The organism is Tessaracoccus lacteus (genome assembly GCF_029917005.1).
GTDB lineage: Bacteria > Actinomycetota > Actinomycetes > Propionibacteriales > Propionibacteriaceae > Arachnia > Arachnia lactea.
Window position 1 is genome coordinate 2291990 of record NZ_CP123967.1, and the last position, 16071, is coordinate 2308060.

Here is a 16071-nt window from a genome sequence, read left to right on the forward strand (position 1 = left end):
CTCAGCGGCCGAGGGCATCCGCCTCGGCGCCGATGGTCGTGTCGTCACCGTGGCCCGTGTGCACGACCGTGGCGTCGGGCAGCCCGAACAGCCGTGCCCTGATCGACTCCTCGATGGTGTCGCGGCTGCTGAAGGAGCGCCCGGTGGCGCCGGGCCCGCCGTTGAAGAGCGTGTCGCCGGTGAAGACGCAGCCGAGTTCCGGCGCGTAGAGGCACACGGCTCCGGGCGCGTGGCCGGGCGTGTGGATCACCTGCAGCGTCACTGACCCGACCGTGAACTCCTGCCCGTCGAACAGGTCGTGGTCCCAGTGCCGGTCCGGGTGCGTCAGGCTCCACACAGGCTCGTCGGCTGGGTGCAGCCAGATGGGGGCGCCGGTGGCATCGGCCAGCTCGGGGGCCACGCGGACGTGGTCATCGTGCGCGTGCGTGCAGACGATGGCCTGGACGCGTCGACCGTCGACGGCCTTCAAGATGGCGTCGACGTCGTGAGGGGCGTCGATGACGATGACCTCGTCCTCGTCGCCGACCAGCCACAGGTTGTTGTCGACGTCGAAGGTCTGGCCGTCGAGGGAGAAGGTGCCGCTGGTGACGGCGTGCGTGATGCTCACAGGACCACCACCGAGCGCAGGACCTCGCCGCGGTGCATCTTCTCGAAGGCCTCCTCGATGTCGCCGATGCCGATCTCCTCGGAGACGAACGCATCCAGGTCGAGCCTGCCCTGCCGGTACAGGTCCACGAGCATCGGGAAGTCCCTCGACGGGAGACAGTCGCCGTACCAGGAGGACTTGAGCGAGCCACCGCGGCCGAACACGTCGAGCAGCGGGATGTCGGGGACCGTCATGTCGGGGCGCGGGACGCCGACCAGGACGACCGTTCCGGCAAGGTCGCGGGCGTAGAACGCCTGCTTCCAGGTCTGGGGAACGCCCACGGCGTCGATCACGACGTCGGCCCCGAACCCTCCGGTGAGTTCCCGGATTGCCTCGACCGGGTCCTGGCCGGCGGAGTTGACGGCATGCGTCGCGCCAAGGGAGGTTGCGCGCGCCAGCTTGGTGTCGTCGATGTCGACGGCGATGATCGTGCCCGCACCGGCGAGCGCGGAGCCGGCGATGGCTGCGCAGCCGACGCCGCCGCAGCCGATGACCGCAACCGACTTCCCGCGGGTGACGCCTCCGGTGTTGATGGCCGCGCCGATGCCGGCCATGATGCCGCAGCCCAGCAGCCCGACCGCCGCCGGGCGCGCGTCCGGGTCGACCTTGGTGCACTGCCCCGCCGCGACGAGAGTCTTCTCGGCGAAGGCGCCGATGCCCAGCGCGGGGGTCAGCTCCGTACCGTCGGCGAGCGTCATCTTCTGCGTCGCGTTGAAGGTGGCGAAGCAGTACTGCGGCTCGCCGCGACGGCACGCGCGGCAGTCGCCGCAGACGGCGCGCCAGTTCAGGATGACGAAGTCGCCGGGCGCGACGGAGGTCACGCCCGCGCCGACGGACTCGACGATGCCGGCGGCCTCGTGGCCGAGCAGGAACGGGAAGTCGTCGTTGATCCCGCCCTCACGGTAATGGAGGTCCGTGTGGCACACGCCACAGGCCTGGATCCGCACGACCGCCTCGCCGGGGCCGGGGTCGGGGATGACGATGGTTTCGAGGGTGACCGGGGCGCCCTTGGCGCGGGCGACTACGCCTTTGACCTGCTGCATGGGCCGCAGCCTAGCTAGCTTCGGCTCAACTGCGGCGCGATCTGCCCGGTGAACAGCGGGGCCAGATCCGCATCGCGCGCGGTCGTCGCCACCCATCGGACCTCCTCGATCTCGGCGGCCGGCATCGGCGTCGCGACCGGATCGGGCCACTGGAACACCCGGGCGAGGACCAGGTGCCCGGACTCGTTGGCGGCCCGGGCCAGGTGCTCGCCGAGGTCTATGAGACGGGCAGCGTCGAGCTCAAGGCCCAGTTCCTCGCGCACCTCGCGGACAGCGCAGTCCTCGGCACTCTCCCCCGGCTCGGGCTTGCCACCGGGGTTCATCCACATCGTGGTGCCGTGCTTGCGGACCAGGAGAACCCTGCCAGCCTTGTCGCGTAGGACGACGGCGGACACAACGATCACGGGTTCCATGACCCAGCAGGCTAGCGGCCCCGGCGCCTGGATCCACCCACGCCACCGCACGGGCCACGTAGAGTGGCCGCAACCGAGGGAAGGGTGATGTCATGACCAGGGCTCTCATCGTGGTGGACGTGCAGGTGGACTTCTGCGAGGGCGGCGCGCTCGGCGTCGACGGCGGTAACGCCGTCGCCGAGCAGGTGGCCGCGTTCCTGGCGCTGCAGCCGGGCTATGCGCAGGTCGTCGCGACCCGCGACCACCACATCGATCCCGGCCCCCACTTCTCGGACACGCCCGACTTCATCGACAGCTGGCCGCCGCACTGCGTCGTCGGCACGCCCGGACAGGAGCTCCACCCCGACCTGCGCGGTGTGGCGTTCGGCGCGATCTTCGACAAGGGCAGCCACGAGGCGGCCTACTCGGGCTTCGAGGGATCCGTCGGCGGCGGCGCCGACGGCGACCGCCTCGCGCCCTGGCTCCGCGACCACGGCATCACCGAGGTCGACGTCGTCGGGATCGCCACGGACTTCTGCGTGAGAGCCACGGCCCTCGACGCCGCCCGCGAGGGCTTCGCGACCCGCGTCCTCGGCGGCCTCACCGCCGCGGTCCACCCCGGCGGCGTCCCCGCCGTCGTCGAGGAACTGGCCGCCGCCGACGTGGAGTGGGTCTCCCCGGAGCGCTGACCGTCCCCCGGACGCCACCCTCACCGACCGACGCCACCCTTACCGACGGACGCCACCCTCACCGACCGACGCCACCCTCACCGACCGACGCCACCCTTACCGACGGACGCCACCCTTACCGACGGACGCCACCCTTCTTCGCACATGCCACCGCCATGGCGGTGGCATGTGTCGAGACGGGTAGCGTCTGCGCATAAGGGTGGCGTCTGCGCTCTTCGCTCGGCCGGTCAGAAGCTGCAGGTCACCGCGTCGGAGAAGGCGCCGTCCCGAGCCGCCTGCCGATCCTGCTCGTCGACGGCATCGGCCGGCGCGACCGCGATCTCGATGGTGGAACTCTGCTCGAGCGACTCCGCGTCGGAGCACGCCGCGAGAACCGTCCATCGCGACGAGCCGAACTGATCCTGGGTGTACGTGGGCTCGAGCCCGAACTCCACCGATACGCCCTGGATGAGGAGAGCCGCGCTGTCCGGCAGCACGCCTTCCACCTCAGAAAAGCTGCCGCCGACGATCGACGCCGGCGCGTGGGCGGGCGCCTGCGTGCAGGCGACGACGCCAGGCATCAGCGCCAACGCCACGACTCCAAGCCCAGCCCGCACGAGTGCGCCACGCGGGGAATCCGCCGGCGTCACCCGACGGTCCCCAGGAACAGGTCCAGCCACGGAAGCGCGCTGCCCGCCACGAGCACCACTCCACACAGCGCTGCGGCGATGCGCCGGAGGGAGGGCCAGTGCCCGGAGGTGAGGGCCGCTGCGCACAGGAAGATGCCCAGCGCCGCGAGGGTGAGCCAGAACCAGCCTGATGCCGTCAGGAACAGGGCGACGGCAGCCAGCACCCCTCCCGCCGCGATTGCGGCGACAACTCGATCCTTCGACACCTGCGTCATGCCTCCACAATGCCCGCTTCGGAAGCGGAGTGCGAGGGCCGTCGACGGCGACCGGTACGAAAGCTCCACCGCGGCGCTGGCGAGCGTCATGAGTGTCGAGGCACCGAGGCACCCTTCGCAAGCTCAGGGCCCTTCGACAAGCTCAGGGAACCGGCGGGCTCAGGGAACCGGCGGGCTCAGGGAACCGGCGGGCTCAGCGAACCGGCGGGCTCAGCGAACCGGCGGGCTCAGCGAACCGGCGGGCTCAGCGAACCGGCGGGCTCAGAGAACCGGCGGGTCCTTGCGCATCGCCTGGATCGAGCGCGCGACGGTGAAGCCGAGCGACGTGTAGAGCCGGTCGGCGCCGGTGGGGCTCTCGGAGTCGACGCTCAGCTCGACGACGGTGAACCTCCCGTCGCGGCGCGCCAGGTCGAGCGTCCGGGACAGCGCGACCCGGGCGAGTCCCCTCCCGCGGGCCTCGCGGACCGTCCCGACCAGCGCGATGTACAGCTCGTGGGGTGAGTACTGCTGCGCCAGCGCGTGCGCGAGCACCGACCCGTCCTCGCCCTTGACCAGCGTCGAGAACTCCGGCCGTGCAGGGCGGCCGCGGAAGAGGTCGCGCCAGCGGTCGACGTCGTGGGGCGCGAAGCCGTAGTGGTCGGCGAACGCAGCGTTGTGGGCCAGTCGCACCGCCTCCTCGTCGTCGAGGGTCGGCGAGACGACCACGATGCCCGAGCTCCCCTGCCCGGCCGTCGCCGAGCCACGGCCCGACTGCTCGGACGAGCTCCTGACGGTCGACCCGGTGGCGACGGCCGGGACCGGCCCAAGCGCCGCTGCTCCGGGGAGGTCCGGCCCGGGCAGCGGGCGTTCCATGTCGGTGAACCATCGCACGACCCGGTATCCCGAGCGCGTCAGGAGCCGCGACGCCGACGAACCCTCCAGCCCGCCGGAGGCACGCAGGTGGAACGGCAGCCCGGGATTGCGGTGGGCGCTCAGTTCGGCCGCCCTGGCCTCCATCCGGCCGAGCAGGTCGCGGCCGATGCCCCTGCCCCGGAACTCCGGATGCACTCCCCCGTCGAGCTGGCAGCGCACGGAGCCGTCCTCCTGCGGACCCGACCCGACTCTCAGCTGGCCGTAGGCGACGAGCGCGGCGTCGTCCCACACCGCCCAGCTGTCGAGGACGGGATCGAAGCCCGTCTCCGTGAGCTCCTCGGCCAGGTCCTCGGCCTCGTAGTACTCGTTCGTGCCGTCGGCCTCCGCGAGGGCGTTGGTCAGCACCGCCCAGGCGGGCACGGAGGACTCATCGAGCCAGGTCCAGGTGAGCACCCGGTCGACTCTGCCAGACTCGAGGGTCAGCCGTGGAGATAGCTCACGAGGTGGTCGGTCTCGGACTGCAGCTGGTCGATCCGGTGCTTGACGATGTCGCCGATCGACACGATGGCGGCGAGTCGCCCGTCGACGATGACGGGCACGTGCCGGGTTCGGAGCTCGGTCATCGACTCGGCGACCTGGACGAGGTCGTCGTTGAGCCCACAGGTGTGCACCGGGGCGTCGAGGAGTTGCCCGATCGGCAGCTCAAGGGCCGCGGCGCCGTGCGCGCCGAGGGCCCGCACCACGTCCCGCTCCCCGACGACGCCGACCACGTGCGCCTCAGCGTCGGTGATGACGACCGCGCCGATGCGGTGCTCGTTGAGCAGTTCAATCAGGTGGGCGACGGTGTCGTCCGCGCCTGCGGTGACCACCGAGGCGCCCTTGGCTTGGATGATGTCGTTGATCCGCATGAGGGGAGGGTAACCCCGCCGCAGGGCACGTGATCGGTCACATCAGCAGCGTGTCGAGCAGGCTCCCCTGCTGGTCGCGCAGCCACTCCTCGCGGCGGTGGATGGCGTCGCCGACGCCGTCGTCCCACATCCGCTGCCAGCCTCCGCCCAGGCGTTCGGCGCGGTCCTTCATCGAGAACCAGGAGCGCTCCGCGATTGACAGCGAGACCCGCGGGACCCACTCCCGCGCGGCGCGGTCGAGGCCGTAGGCGTCGACCAGTTCCCTACCCCGTTCCGCGACGTCGACGTCCGCGAAGACCGGGTCGCGGTCGGCCGGGTGCTGCCAGCCTGCCCACCACAGCAGCAGGTTTGCCACGGTCACGGCGCGCGAGGTGGGCCGGGCGAGGTCGAAGTCGATAAAGGCGTGGGCGACGCCGTCGCGGAAGACCGTGTTCTCGGGCGTGACGTCGCAGTGGCTGACGAAGGTGTCCGGCGGGCCGACCGGCGCGGGCGAGCCGACGGGGCGGGCGCCCGGCGCGGCGGCCTCGGGGACACCGAACGGCTGCATGGCGTCGTCGAGCCGGCGCAGCAGGCGGGCGACGCTGATCCCGCGCTCGCGGTCGGCGACCCAGCCGGGCCACGGCCGGCCGGCCACCTCGCCGTCGACGAAGTCGAGAATCTCGCGACTCTTGGCGTCGAGGCCGAGGAACCGGGGAGCGCCGTCGAAGCCGACGTGCTCGAGGTGCTTCAGGACCGTGTGGATGAACGGGCTGCGCGATGTGACGGGCCGCCGGACGGTGTCACCCACACGGACGACCCCGTCGGTGACGTCACCCCCGAGCAGCGGGATCTCGTCGGGCTCGCCGGTCAGATGCACGGGTCGAAGCTGTCGTCGTTCAGGCTCTGGTCCATGTCGAAGGCGGGCAGCGAGCTGGCGGGCACGTTGACGACCTTGGCGGGCACGCCCGCGACGGTGGTGTGGTCGGGAACGTCGCGCAGCACGACCGACCCGGCCCCGATCTTGGCGCCGGTGCCGACCCTGATGTTGCCGAGTACCTTCGCGCCGGCGCCGATCAGCACGCCGCGGCCGATCTTCGGGTGGCGGTCGCCGCCCTCCTTGCCGGACCCGCCGAGGGTGACCTCGTGCAGCATCGAGAAGTCGTCCTCGACGACGGCCGTCTCGCCGATGACCACCGAGGTGGCGTGGTCGAACATGATGCCCTTGCCGATGCGGGCGGCGGGGTGGATGTCGACGGCGAACACCTCGGAGATGCGCGACTGCAGGTACCAGGCCAGCGGCTTGCGGCCGAGGTTCCAGTAGGCGTGCGCGACGCGGTACGCCTGGATGGACTGGAAGCCCTTGAAGTAGAGCAGCGGGTTGGAGTAGCCGGGGCAGGCCGGATCGCGGCTGACGACGGCCTGCAGGTCGGCGCGGATCGAGCGCTGCACGCACTCGTCCTCCTCGAGGACCTGCTGGAAGATGTCGCGCAGGCCCAGCGCGGGCAGCGTCGAGTTGTCGAGCTTGCTGGCCAGCAGGTAGCTCAGCGACTCCTCGATGTCCGCCTTGCTCAGCACGGTGGCGTGCAGGAAGCCCGCGAGGAGGGGCTCGTTGGCCGCCGCCCGGGCGCACTCCTCCTTGATGGCGTCCCAGATCTGGTCGTCGGGGACGATCTTCGACGGGTCCATGACTCTCCTCTGCGGTGGTGCGGGCCCCAGGCTACCGATGCGGGGCACGCCGGACGCGGGTCTTCTCTACTGGCGATCCGCGGACCCGCGGCCGCCGGCCGCGTCGTGCGCGCGGAGCACCCGCTGAGCGCGGGTCCGCGGCATGTCCGTCCACGACGGGGTCGAGGCGATCCACGCCGGGTCGGTGAGCATGCGGGCCAGGGCCAGCCCCGCGGCCAGCGCGACGATCACGCCCATGGCGACCGACGCGTTCGCCAGCGCGTTCAGCGGGTCGTTGTTGATCATGTAGACCAGCGCCCGGTAGCTGCTCGCGCCGGGGACCATGATCAGCACGGCCGGCACCGACAGGATGATCCGCGGCGCGAGGAGGAGCTGGCTGACCGACGCCGCAAGCAGCCCGATGACGGCGCTCGCCAGCGCTGCGCCGATGAGCTGGTTGAGTCCGTACTCGAGCGCGACGAGCCGTCCGACGTTGGCGAGCATGCCGATGACCGCGGTGACCAGCGCCACGCGCGGCGGGGTCTGGAACGTCCACGCGAAGCCCAGCACGCCCGCGAAACTCGTGACCGCCCACAGCAGCACCAGCAGCCAGGGCGCCAGGTCGGGTCGGCTGATCTCCCCGGGCGTCAGCCGGAAGGCCCACGCCACCAGCCAGGCCCCCATCGACGCGGAGAACAGGATCAGCCCGGCGAAGAGCAGCCGCGCGACGCCCGACGTGAAGTCGAACCGCGTGAGGTCCAGCGCCGCGGTCATGAGAGGGAAGCCGGGCACCAGGAAGAGGATCGCCGAGGTGAAGGCCGCCTCGTGCATGGCCAGCCCCTCCCAGGGCAGCAGGTGCTCGATCGCCAGCGCGATCAGCAGGTACACGGAACAGGCGACGGTGGCGGACACCGCGACGATCGCGAGCAGGTTGATCCGCACCCGGTGGTGCAGGGCCAGCTGCACGCCCTTGCCGATGGCGGCAGCGAGCCCTGCTGCCAGGCACTCCTGCCAGCGGCCGTTGTTCAGGAACGCGAAGGCCGCGCACGCCAACGCGGCTCCCAGCACGACGACCCACCAGCGGTACCGGTTGCCCGTCGCCTCGACCCTGTCGAGCTCACGGTGCAGGTCGGCGGCGCTCCACCCGGGCCTCGCACGCAACGACACGTTCAGGAGCCGGGAGATCCGGTCCGCGTTCACCGACGGCGCGGGGACCTCGACCACCTGCGTCCGGAAGACCCCGCGGGCTCTGGTCGTGACGACGATCTCGTTCAGGCTCACCTGCGCCTCGAGCTGCTCGACGCCCAGCGCCGACGCGACCCTGCCCATGGCCGCCTTGACGCGGAAGGACCCGGTGCCGGAGCTCAGCATCAGCGAGCCCATCCGACACACGGCGTCGGACACCTCCGCCAGATGCTCGTCCCTACCTGCCACGGCCATCAGCCAACCTCCTGGCAGCTAACCCTAGTGAGGGCTAGTTTCAGGTCACGACCGACCGACCGGAAGCAGGATCATGGCCACCACGACGACGACAGCGAACCTGATGGCGGGGGCCCTCGCGCTCATGGGGACGCTCCACTTCGCTCGCCCGGCCCCGTTCGATGGCCTCGTCCCCGACGAGTTGCCCGGGTCGGCCAGGACGTGGACGTACGCGTCGGGCGTCGCCGAGCTGGCCGTCGCGGCCGGGCTGGCCGTGCCCGCGACGCGCAGGGCCGCAGGCTGGGCGGCCGCAGGGCTGTTCGTCGCCGTGTTCCCCGGCAACCTCAACATGGTGCGGCTGTGGTGGGACCGGCCCCTGGGCTACCGGCTCATCGCGATCGCCCGGCTGCCCCTGCAGTGGCCGATGATCCGCTCGGCGCTGCGCGTCGCCCGCGCCGCGGAGGTTCCCTGAGCCTCTCGAAGGGCCCTGAGCCTGTCGAAGGGCGTTACGGGCGGTTCCCTGAGCTTGTCGAAGGGCTCACGAACCGGGTCAGTCGTGCCCGGCGTGCTCCCCACCGCGGAAGGCTGTGGTCTCCAGCTGGAAGGTCGTGTGCTCCACCTCGAAGTGCGTCTCGACACAGTCGCGGACCGCGTCGAGAATCTCCAAGGCGTGACCGTTCTGGAAGCACTTCTCACCCACGACCAGGTGCGCGGTCAGCACCGGCAGCCCTGTCGCGACCGTAGAGGCGTGCAGGTCGTGGACCTCGCGGACGTGCTCGACGTCGAGCAGGTGGCTGCGGACCTCGTCGAGGTCGAGTCTATCGGGGGTGAACTCCATCAGCACCCGGGCGGTGCCCCGCATGATGACGACGGCGCGCGGCACGATGAGTGCGGCGATGAACAGCGCGGCCAGCGCGTCGGCCTGCTGGAAGCCTGTGGTCGAGATGACGATCGCCGCGACAATCACGCCGAGCGAGCCGAGCGCGTCGTTGACCACCTCCAGGAACGCGGCCTTCATGTTGAAGTTCGCGGAGCGGCCCGAGTACAGGATCAGCATCGAGGCGACGTTCGCCATCAGGCCGACGATGCCGAAGATCAGCAGTTCGGTCGCCGGGACCTCGGGGGGCTCGAACAGGCGCCGGACACCCTCGATGGCGGCGAAGAGGCCGACCCCTAGGAGCAGCATCGCCTGCCCGAGCGCAGCGATGATCTCGACGCGGCGGAAGCCCCAGGTGCGTCGGGGGTCTGCGGGGCGCAGCATCAGCGTCGCCGCGGTCAGCGCGACGACGAGGCCGCCGACGTCGGTCGCGGCGTGCACCGTGTCGGTCAGCAGCGCCAGCGAGCCGGTGATGGCGGCGCCGACGACCTGGGCAAGCAGCACCACCGAGGTGAGGCAGACGACGACGAGCAGGCGGCGACGGTGCGACGGCGCCGCCAGATCCGCGGTCCCCGGGCCATGGCTGTGTCCGGCGTGGTCGTGGGCCATGGTCACTGCCTTCCCATCAGCTGCGTGCAGAGCCGCACACGCGACCCGGTCGCCTCGAGCAGGTGCCCCGAAGCCTGCAGCAGGCCCGCCAGGTCGTCGGCATCAGCCAGCGCGTACCAGGACGCCCTCCCCTCCGCACGCACCACGACAAGGCCGCACTCGCGCAGGCAGCGCAGGTGGGCGCTCACCGTCGACTGCGCGAAGCCGAGATGGTCGACGAGGTCACGCACGCGGTGCTCGCCCCCGGCCAGGTGCTGGAGGATCGCGAGCCGGTTGGCATCGGAGAGCGCGTGGAAGAGCCTGGCGAACGTGGCGGTCGAGTCGGGATCAATCACGACCTCCGCAGGTTGCATCGTCATGATGCGATCCTATCGCTGCACGGCGATGCCGACCACCTGGCCGCAGCCATCGTGGCAGGTCGGGGATAGAATCACCCGTGATGACTGAGACGACCGCGCCCCCCGGAACCCTCTCCAGGCTGCATGCCTGGGTGACCCGCGAGACATCGGGCGGCATCCTGCTGCTCGTCGCCGCTGCGGTCGCCCTCATCTGGGCGAACTCCCCGTGGCGGGAGACCTACCACGCGCTCGCCGCCTTCGAGTTCGGCCCGGAGGCGCTGCACCTGCGCCTCAACTCCGCCGAGTGGGCCGCCGACGGCCTGCTCGCCATCTTCTTCTTCGTGGTGGGCGTGGAGCTCAAACACGAGATCGTGGCCGGCAGCCTCAGCAAGCCTAAGGAGGCGGCCGTCCCGGTGCTCGCCGCGGTGGGCGGCATGATCATGCCCGCCGTGATCTTCGTTGCGGTCACCGCGTCGCTCGACCCCTCGGCTCTGCACGGCTGGGCGATCCCGACCGCCACAGACATCGCCTTCGCGCTGGCCGTCCTGGCCATCTTCGGCAAGGGCCTGCCGCGCGCGCTCCGGGTGTTCCTCCTGACGCTCGCCGTCGTCGACGACCTGCTCGCGATCATCGTCATCGCCGTGTTCTACACCGAGGGGCTGCACCTCGGACTGCTGGCGCTGTCGCTGCTGTGCGTTGCCGCGTTCGCGTTCGCGGCGCGCATGAAGCGCACCCACTGGTGGCTGCTCACCCCGCTCGTCATCGTGGCCTGGGCCCTGATGCACGCCTCCGGGGTGCACGCGACCATCGCCGCCGTGCTGTGCGGCCTCACCGTCGCGGCCCGCCCCATCCACGGCGAGGCCGACTCGCGCACACACCGCTTCGAAGCGCTGGTGAAGCCCTGGTCCGCGGGCCTGGCGCTGCCCGTCTTCGCGTTCTTCTCCGCCGGCGTCACGATCATCGACGGCGAGGGTCCCGCCGCCGTGATCGGCCAGCCCGTGGTGCTCGCGATCGTCGGCGGCCTGGTTGTCGGCAAGATCGTCGGCGTCCTCGGCACCACCGCGCTGGTCACCCGGCTGACGCCGCTGCGACTGCCCGACGCCATCGGCCTGCGGGACCTGATCCCCGTCGGCATGCTTTGCGGCATCGGATTCACCGTCGCGCTGCTCATCGCCGAACTGTCCTTCCCCGACTCCGAGCACACGGCCGGCGCGAAGCTGGCCGTGCTGATGGGCTCCTCCATCGCCGCCGTCCTCGGGGCCCTGATGCTGCGCCGCGACGCACGCCTCGCCCGCAACTCCGACATGAACGAGGACGGCATCCCCGACACCAACATTTCGCCGATCTGATCCGGGGCCGTGGGCGCGTCGACGGGGAGCCTGCCCGTCATGGCAAGCTGGTGCACCTGTCGACGTCCCCAGGAGTGAGCCCATGTCCGAGCACGCATTCCAGCTGCTGGCCATTGTCGTGTACTTCGCGGCGATGCTCGGCATCGGCTACTACGCCTTCCGACGCACGTCCACCATCGACGGCTACATGCTGGCCGAGCGGAACCTCCGACCTGGGGTGGCCGCACTGTCGGCGAACGCGTCGGACATGTCCGGCTGGCTGCTCATGGGCCTGCCCGGAGCGATCTACCTGTCGGGACTGGTCGAGGCGTGGATCGCGATCGGGCTCACGCTCGGCGCCTGGGTGAACTGGAAGGTCGTCGCGCCACGGCTGCGGGCCTACACCGAGATCGCCGAGAACGCCATCACCATCCCGAGCTTCTTCGGCAAGCGGCTGCCCGGCGAGACGCGCCCCGTCCGGATCGCGGCCGCCGCGGTGATCCTCGTCTTCTTCACCTTCTACGTCTCCAGCGGCATGGTGGCCGCTGGCAAGTTCTTCGCCAGCACCTTCGGCTGGCACTACCTCGCGGGCATGGCGCTCGTCGCGACCATCACGGTGCTGTACACGTTCATCGGCGGCTTCCTGGGCGCGACGCTGACCGACGTCGCGCAGGGCGTCCTGATGCTGACAGCCCTGATCGTGGTGCCGGTCGTCGCGATCGTGTCGATCGGCGGCTGGGACGCGGCGACGGCACAGATCACGGCGCAGAACGCCGACGCGTTCAACCTGTTCGCCGGCATCGACGACAAGGGCGCCTTCCTGTGGACCGTGGGGATCATCTCCACCGCCGCCTGGGGGCTCGGTTACTTCGGGCAGCCGCACATCATCGTCCGGTTCATGGCGCTGCGCACGGCGCGCGAGGCGAAGACCGCCCGCCGCATCAGCCTCGGCTGGATGATCCTGACCTGCGGTGGCGCGATCCTGACCGCCCTCATCGGCGTCGGCTACTTCGCCGGGGACCCCGCCAAGAAGCTGGAGGATCGCGAGACGGTGTTCCTCCTGCTCAGCCAGATCTTCTTCCACCCCTTCGTCGCCGGTCTGGTGCTCGCCGCGGTGCTGGCGGCCATCATGTCGACGATGTCGAGCCAGCTCGTGGTGTGCTCGTCGGCGCTGGTGGAGGACCTCTACAACCTGGCCGGGAGGCGCAGCAACCCGCGCGTGGAGTTGCTGCTCGGCCGGGTCGGCGTTCTGATCATCGCGGTGGTGGCTGCGCTGCTCGCGCTCGACCAGGACTCCGCGATACTCGAACTGGTGTCCTTCGCGTGGGCCGGGTTCGGCGCTGCCTTCGGCCCCGTCGTGCTGATGTGCCTCTACTGGCGTCGGTACACGGCCGCCGGCGCGCTGGCGGGCATGGTCACCGGCGGCGTGGTTGTACTCATCTGGGGGAACATCCCGGCGCTGCACTCTGCGATGTACGAGATCGTGCCCGGCTTCCTGCTGAACCTGCTCATCGGATACGTCGTCTCCCGCCTGACCTGGAAGGGCGACGAGCCGAAGGTCGACGAGGAGTTCGACGCGATGTCGAGGATCCTCGCCGCGGACTGAACCGGCCTCAGGACGGGCCGTGGGTCCAGCGGCCGTCGACCATGGTCGCGGCGACCGGCATGGCCCGCAGTGCCGCGGCGTCGGCGCCGACGGGATCCCCGTCGAGGATCGCGAGGTCGGCCGGGGAACCAGGCGCGGTCGCGCCGTCGACGCTTGCCGCGACCGCCTCGTCGAGTGTGATCCGCTGTTCCGGGTGCCAGGGCGCGCGCTCGTCACGCGTGCGGAACACAGCTGCGCTGATGGCCTGCCAGGGGTCGAGCGGCGCGACGGGTGCGTCGGACCCGAACGCGAGCGTGGCGCCGGCGTCGAGCAGTGTGCGCAGCGGGAATGCGCGGCCGGTGCGGGCGGGCCAGAGCGCCTCCGCAGCGTCGCGGTCGTCCATCGCGTGCTCAGGCTGGACGCTGGCGACGATGCCGAGGTCCGCGAACCGGGGGGCGTCGGCATGCCGGAGTAGCTGCGCGTGCTCGATGGAGCCACCGGCCCGGCTGATCGCGAAAGCGTCGAGCGCCAGTCGGTTGGCCTCGTCGCCGATGGCGTGCACCGCGACGTGCAGCCCGTGGCCGCGGGCGGTGGCGAGGAGGTCGGTGAGCTGAAGGGGGTTGACGTTGAGGACGCCCCGGTCGGCCGTGCCGGGGTACGGGTCGACGCAGCAGGCCGTGCGGGTCGTCAGGGAACCGTCGGAGATGATCTTCAGCGATCCGACGCGCAGCAGCCCGGCGATCTCCCGCCCCGTGGTGAGGCCCTCGTCCAGGGCGCGGGCGAGGTCCTGTGGGTAGATGCCGAAGTCGACGCGGGCCGCCAGCGGTCTGGTCGCGACGCGTCGGGTCCAGCTCTCGAGGTTCCAGGCCATCTCGAAGTCGACGATCCGGGTGATCCCGCGCGCGGCTGCCCGCCGCAGCGCCTCGTCGACCCAGGCGTCCGAGGTCTCGACAGGAACGGTGTCGAGGGCCCTCAGGACCGCGAACGCCTCATCCTCTGTGAGCGGGGAGTCGACGTCGGCCGGGTCGTAACCGAAACGGTGCAGCGCCGCGGAGTTCAGCCACACGCTGTGCAGGTCGGCTGAGGCCAGCACGACGGGGCGGGCGCCGGTCGCCGCGTCGAGGCCGGCGACTGTCGGGCGATCGGTCCAGAGCGGGGCCCTGAAGCCGAACCCGACGAACAGCTCGTCCGTGTTGCCGGACAGCGCGGCCGCGACCCTGGCCGTCGCGTCCGAGGCAGACGCCGAGGCGCTCAGATCGAGGCGCCGGGACAGCGTCGCCCACTGCGTGACGTGCACGTGGTGGTCGACGAGGCCAGGCATGACGCGACGCCCGTCGAAATCGCGAACCTCCTCGGCTGCCCCGGGCGTGAGGTTCCCGACGTCGACAATCACCCCGTCGCGGACGCGCACGTCGACGGGGCTGTCGGCGCGAAGGGGCCGCAGGCGACGCAGCAGCAGAGAGGTCATCGCACCATTGTGGGACCATGGCGCCCTCCCCGGACGTAGGCTTCCGGCATGCGACGCCACCTCCTCTGCCTGATCCCACTCGCCGCGCTCGCGGTCGCGGGCTGCTCCGGCTCACCCGAGCCCTCCACGCCGTCCCCGACGCCCACCGCGTCCGCGACGTCCTCCTCCCCCGCGGCGACCCCCGAGGAGAGCACCCCGATGCCCGCCTCGCCCTCACCGGACGACCCTGACAAGGTTCTCGACCTGAACGGCGACTGGAAGCAGACCAACGCCGAGTCCCCCGATGCCTGGCAGGCCGCAACGATCGCGGACGGCATGATCACCATCCTGTGGGTCAGCGACGGCGGCGACACCACCACGCTCTACTGGGCCGGCAGCTTCGACGCGCCCACCGAGAAGGGCGGCACCTACTCCTGGACGTCGAAGAACGACCACGGCCAGACCGACGGCGCGGCGCAGGGCTCCAAGGAAGACACCAAGAAGTTCTCCTACGCCGACGGCGTGCTCAGCTACTCCGTCACCGTCGACGACGAGGCGAGCACCGTCGAGCTCGGCCGCATGGGTTGAGCCCTGGCTGCGGGGCGGATGTGGGAGCGGTCGGCCGAACTCGTCGGTTGGCGGTCGGGTTCAGCCCTCGGTGAGGCTGGCGCCTGTATCCGGGCAGGGTGGATGTCCGATGCCCCGACGCTGACACGGGCCCAGTGGCTCACGTCGATCACGTTGATCGTCGGTGGCCTCGCGCCGATCTTCGACTCGACGATCGTCAACGTCGCTCTCACGTCGCTGGCCGCGGACCTCGGCGTGCAGATCGCGACGATCCAGTGGGTGTCGACGGCATACCTGCTGCCGGTCATTTCTCGCGAGGCGCGAGGCTGACCGAGAAGTTCGTGAGTTGCACGCCTCTGATCACGGGGTGGTGCTCGGCGACGACGCGGAAGCCGCGGGCCTCGAAGAACTGCCGGGCGGTGAGGCTCGCGTGGGCGGTGACGGTCACCGTCGGATCCACAAGGCTGATCGCGGCCTGCAGCAACGCCGTCGCCACTCCGCTACCCGCGAAGCGAGGGTCCACGAACATCATGTTGAGGTAGGCGTCGCCGTCGATCTCTGTGAATCCGGCTGGCTCGTCCCCGATGCGGGCGACAAGGCAGTGCGACTTCATCCGGTTGTCGTTCCACGGCCCGAGGTCGTCCACGCGTGACCACACCGCCACCTGCTCGGGCGTGTAGTCCCGTGAGGCGGTCCCGCGGATCGCTGCCTGGAACAGGTCACGCGTGAGTGCCGCATCCCGTGGACGGTAGTCTGTGATCTCGATCGTCACGCGACAATCATCCCCTAGTCGGCCACCCGCCCTCGTCGCCGGCCCTGGTGCGAATAGGTGAGGCCATATGCT

Annotated in this window: 20 protein-coding genes; 6 read left to right on the forward strand and 14 right to left on the reverse strand. The window is 70.8% G+C overall.

The annotated features are described in order from the left end of the window. Position 1 precedes the first annotated feature (1 nt). From QH948_RS10685 to QH948_RS10695, 3 genes are read right to left on the reverse strand one after another with little or no spacing between them, the layout of a single operon-like run. A complete protein-coding gene (locus tag QH948_RS10685) occupies positions 2-607 on the reverse strand; it encodes an MBL fold metallo-hydrolase (RefSeq protein ID WP_281144369.1) in 606 nt (201 codons plus the stop codon). Then, on the reverse strand, positions 604-1689 hold the full coding sequence (locus QH948_RS10690) for an S-(hydroxymethyl)mycothiol dehydrogenase (protein ID WP_281144370.1): 1086 nt from the start codon (positions 1687-1689) through the stop codon (positions 604-606). Before QH948_RS10690 ends, QH948_RS10685 begins: the two co-directional genes overlap by 4 nt. A gap of 14 nt (positions 1690-1703) precedes the next feature. Then, entirely contained in the window at positions 1704-2102 is a 399-nt protein-coding gene (locus QH948_RS10695; RefSeq protein ID WP_281144371.1) for an NUDIX hydrolase, read from the reverse strand. A 92-nt stretch (positions 2103-2194) separates the two neighbouring features. Here QH948_RS10695 and QH948_RS10700 point away from each other — a divergent pair, with 92 nt between their 5' ends. Next, the gene (locus tag QH948_RS10700) at positions 2195-2770 is read left to right on the forward strand and encodes an isochorismatase family protein (RefSeq protein ID WP_281144372.1); all 576 of its coding nucleotides are present in this window, start codon (positions 2195-2197) and stop codon (positions 2768-2770) included. Between the two features lie 227 nt (positions 2771-2997). On the opposite strand, the gene QH948_RS10705 is transcribed toward QH948_RS10700, so the two are convergent. The 7 genes from QH948_RS10705 to QH948_RS10735 all read right to left on the reverse strand — a co-directional run bounded on the left by QH948_RS10705 (position 2998) and on the right by QH948_RS10735 (position 8497). Further along, positions 2998-3345, reverse strand: coding sequence for a hypothetical protein (locus tag QH948_RS10705; RefSeq protein WP_281144373.1), 348 nt, complete (start codon positions 3343-3345; stop codon positions 2998-3000). Between the two features lie 50 nt (positions 3346-3395). Beyond that, a complete protein-coding gene (locus QH948_RS10710; protein ID WP_281144374.1) occupies positions 3396-3653 on the reverse strand; it encodes a hypothetical protein in 258 nt (85 codons plus the stop codon). 261 nt (positions 3654-3914) lie between these two features. Beyond that, the gene (locus QH948_RS10715) at positions 3915-4958 is read right to left on the reverse strand and encodes a GNAT family N-acetyltransferase (protein ID WP_281144375.1); all 1044 of its coding nucleotides are present in this window, start codon (positions 4956-4958) and stop codon (positions 3915-3917) included. 26 nt (positions 4959-4984) lie between these two features. Then, positions 4985-5413 carry a CBS domain-containing protein gene (locus QH948_RS10720; RefSeq protein ID WP_281144376.1) on the reverse strand — a complete coding sequence of 143 codons (429 nt, stop codon included), beginning with the start codon at positions 5411-5413 and terminating at the stop codon, positions 4985-4987. 37 nt (positions 5414-5450) lie between these two features. Then, on the reverse strand, positions 5451-6269 hold the full coding sequence (locus QH948_RS10725; protein ID WP_281144377.1) for an aminoglycoside phosphotransferase/kinase family protein: 819 nt from the start codon (positions 6267-6269) through the stop codon (positions 5451-5453). Then, positions 6260-7078 carry a serine O-acetyltransferase gene (gene cysE, locus QH948_RS10730; RefSeq protein ID WP_281144378.1) on the reverse strand — a complete coding sequence of 273 codons (819 nt, stop codon included), beginning with the start codon at positions 7076-7078 and terminating at the stop codon, positions 6260-6262. Before cysE ends, QH948_RS10725 begins: the two co-directional genes overlap by 10 nt. Before the next feature lie 66 nt (positions 7079-7144). After that, positions 7145-8497: a threonine/serine exporter family protein gene (locus QH948_RS10735; protein WP_281144379.1), complete on the reverse strand. Its 1353-nt coding sequence runs from the start codon at positions 8495-8497 to the stop codon at positions 7145-7147. Between the two features lie 73 nt (positions 8498-8570). Between QH948_RS10735 and QH948_RS10740 the strand changes: the two genes are divergently transcribed. Then, positions 8571-8948 carry a DoxX family protein gene (locus tag QH948_RS10740; RefSeq protein WP_281144380.1) on the forward strand — a complete coding sequence of 126 codons (378 nt, stop codon included), beginning with the start codon at positions 8571-8573 and terminating at the stop codon, positions 8946-8948. A gap of 78 nt (positions 8949-9026) precedes the next feature. On the opposite strand, the gene QH948_RS10745 is transcribed toward QH948_RS10740, so the two are convergent. Then, positions 9027-9962: a cation diffusion facilitator family transporter gene (locus QH948_RS10745; protein ID WP_281144381.1), complete on the reverse strand. Its 936-nt coding sequence runs from the start codon at positions 9960-9962 to the stop codon at positions 9027-9029. 2 nt (positions 9963-9964) lie between these two features. Then, a complete protein-coding gene (locus QH948_RS10750) occupies positions 9965-10321 on the reverse strand; it encodes an ArsR/SmtB family transcription factor (RefSeq protein ID WP_281144382.1) in 357 nt (118 codons plus the stop codon). Between the two features lie 80 nt (positions 10322-10401). Between QH948_RS10750 and nhaA the strand changes: the two genes are divergently transcribed. Both nhaA and putP read left to right on the forward strand, forming a co-directional pair. Beyond that, positions 10402-11649, forward strand: coding sequence for a Na+/H+ antiporter NhaA (gene nhaA / locus QH948_RS10755; RefSeq protein WP_281144383.1), 1248 nt, complete (start codon positions 10402-10404; stop codon positions 11647-11649). A gap of 82 nt (positions 11650-11731) precedes the next feature. Then, the gene (putP, locus tag QH948_RS10760) at positions 11732-13234 is read left to right on the forward strand and encodes a sodium/proline symporter PutP (protein ID WP_281144384.1); all 1503 of its coding nucleotides are present in this window, start codon (positions 11732-11734) and stop codon (positions 13232-13234) included. A gap of 7 nt (positions 13235-13241) precedes the next feature. Here putP and QH948_RS10765 read toward each other — a convergent pair whose 3' ends face one another. Then, the gene (locus QH948_RS10765; RefSeq protein ID WP_281144385.1) at positions 13242-14681 is read right to left on the reverse strand and encodes an amidohydrolase; all 1440 of its coding nucleotides are present in this window, start codon (positions 14679-14681) and stop codon (positions 13242-13244) included. A 48-nt stretch (positions 14682-14729) separates the two neighbouring features. Here QH948_RS10765 and QH948_RS10770 point away from each other — a divergent pair, with 48 nt between their 5' ends. Together QH948_RS10770 and QH948_RS10775 are read left to right on the forward strand one after the other, a co-directional pair. Then, a complete protein-coding gene (locus tag QH948_RS10770; RefSeq protein WP_281144386.1) occupies positions 14730-15248 on the forward strand; it encodes a hypothetical protein in 519 nt (172 codons plus the stop codon). Between the two features lie 102 nt (positions 15249-15350). Beyond that, on the forward strand, positions 15351-15557 hold the full coding sequence (locus QH948_RS10775; RefSeq protein ID WP_281144387.1) for a hypothetical protein: 207 nt from the start codon (positions 15351-15353) through the stop codon (positions 15555-15557). Here the strand turns inward: QH948_RS10775 and QH948_RS10780 are convergent. Beyond that, positions 15532-15999: a GNAT family N-acetyltransferase gene (locus tag QH948_RS10780; protein ID WP_281144388.1), complete on the reverse strand. Its 468-nt coding sequence runs from the start codon at positions 15997-15999 to the stop codon at positions 15532-15534. The genes QH948_RS10775 and QH948_RS10780 overlap by 26 nt on opposite strands. Between the last annotated feature and the right edge of the window lie 72 nt (positions 16000-16071).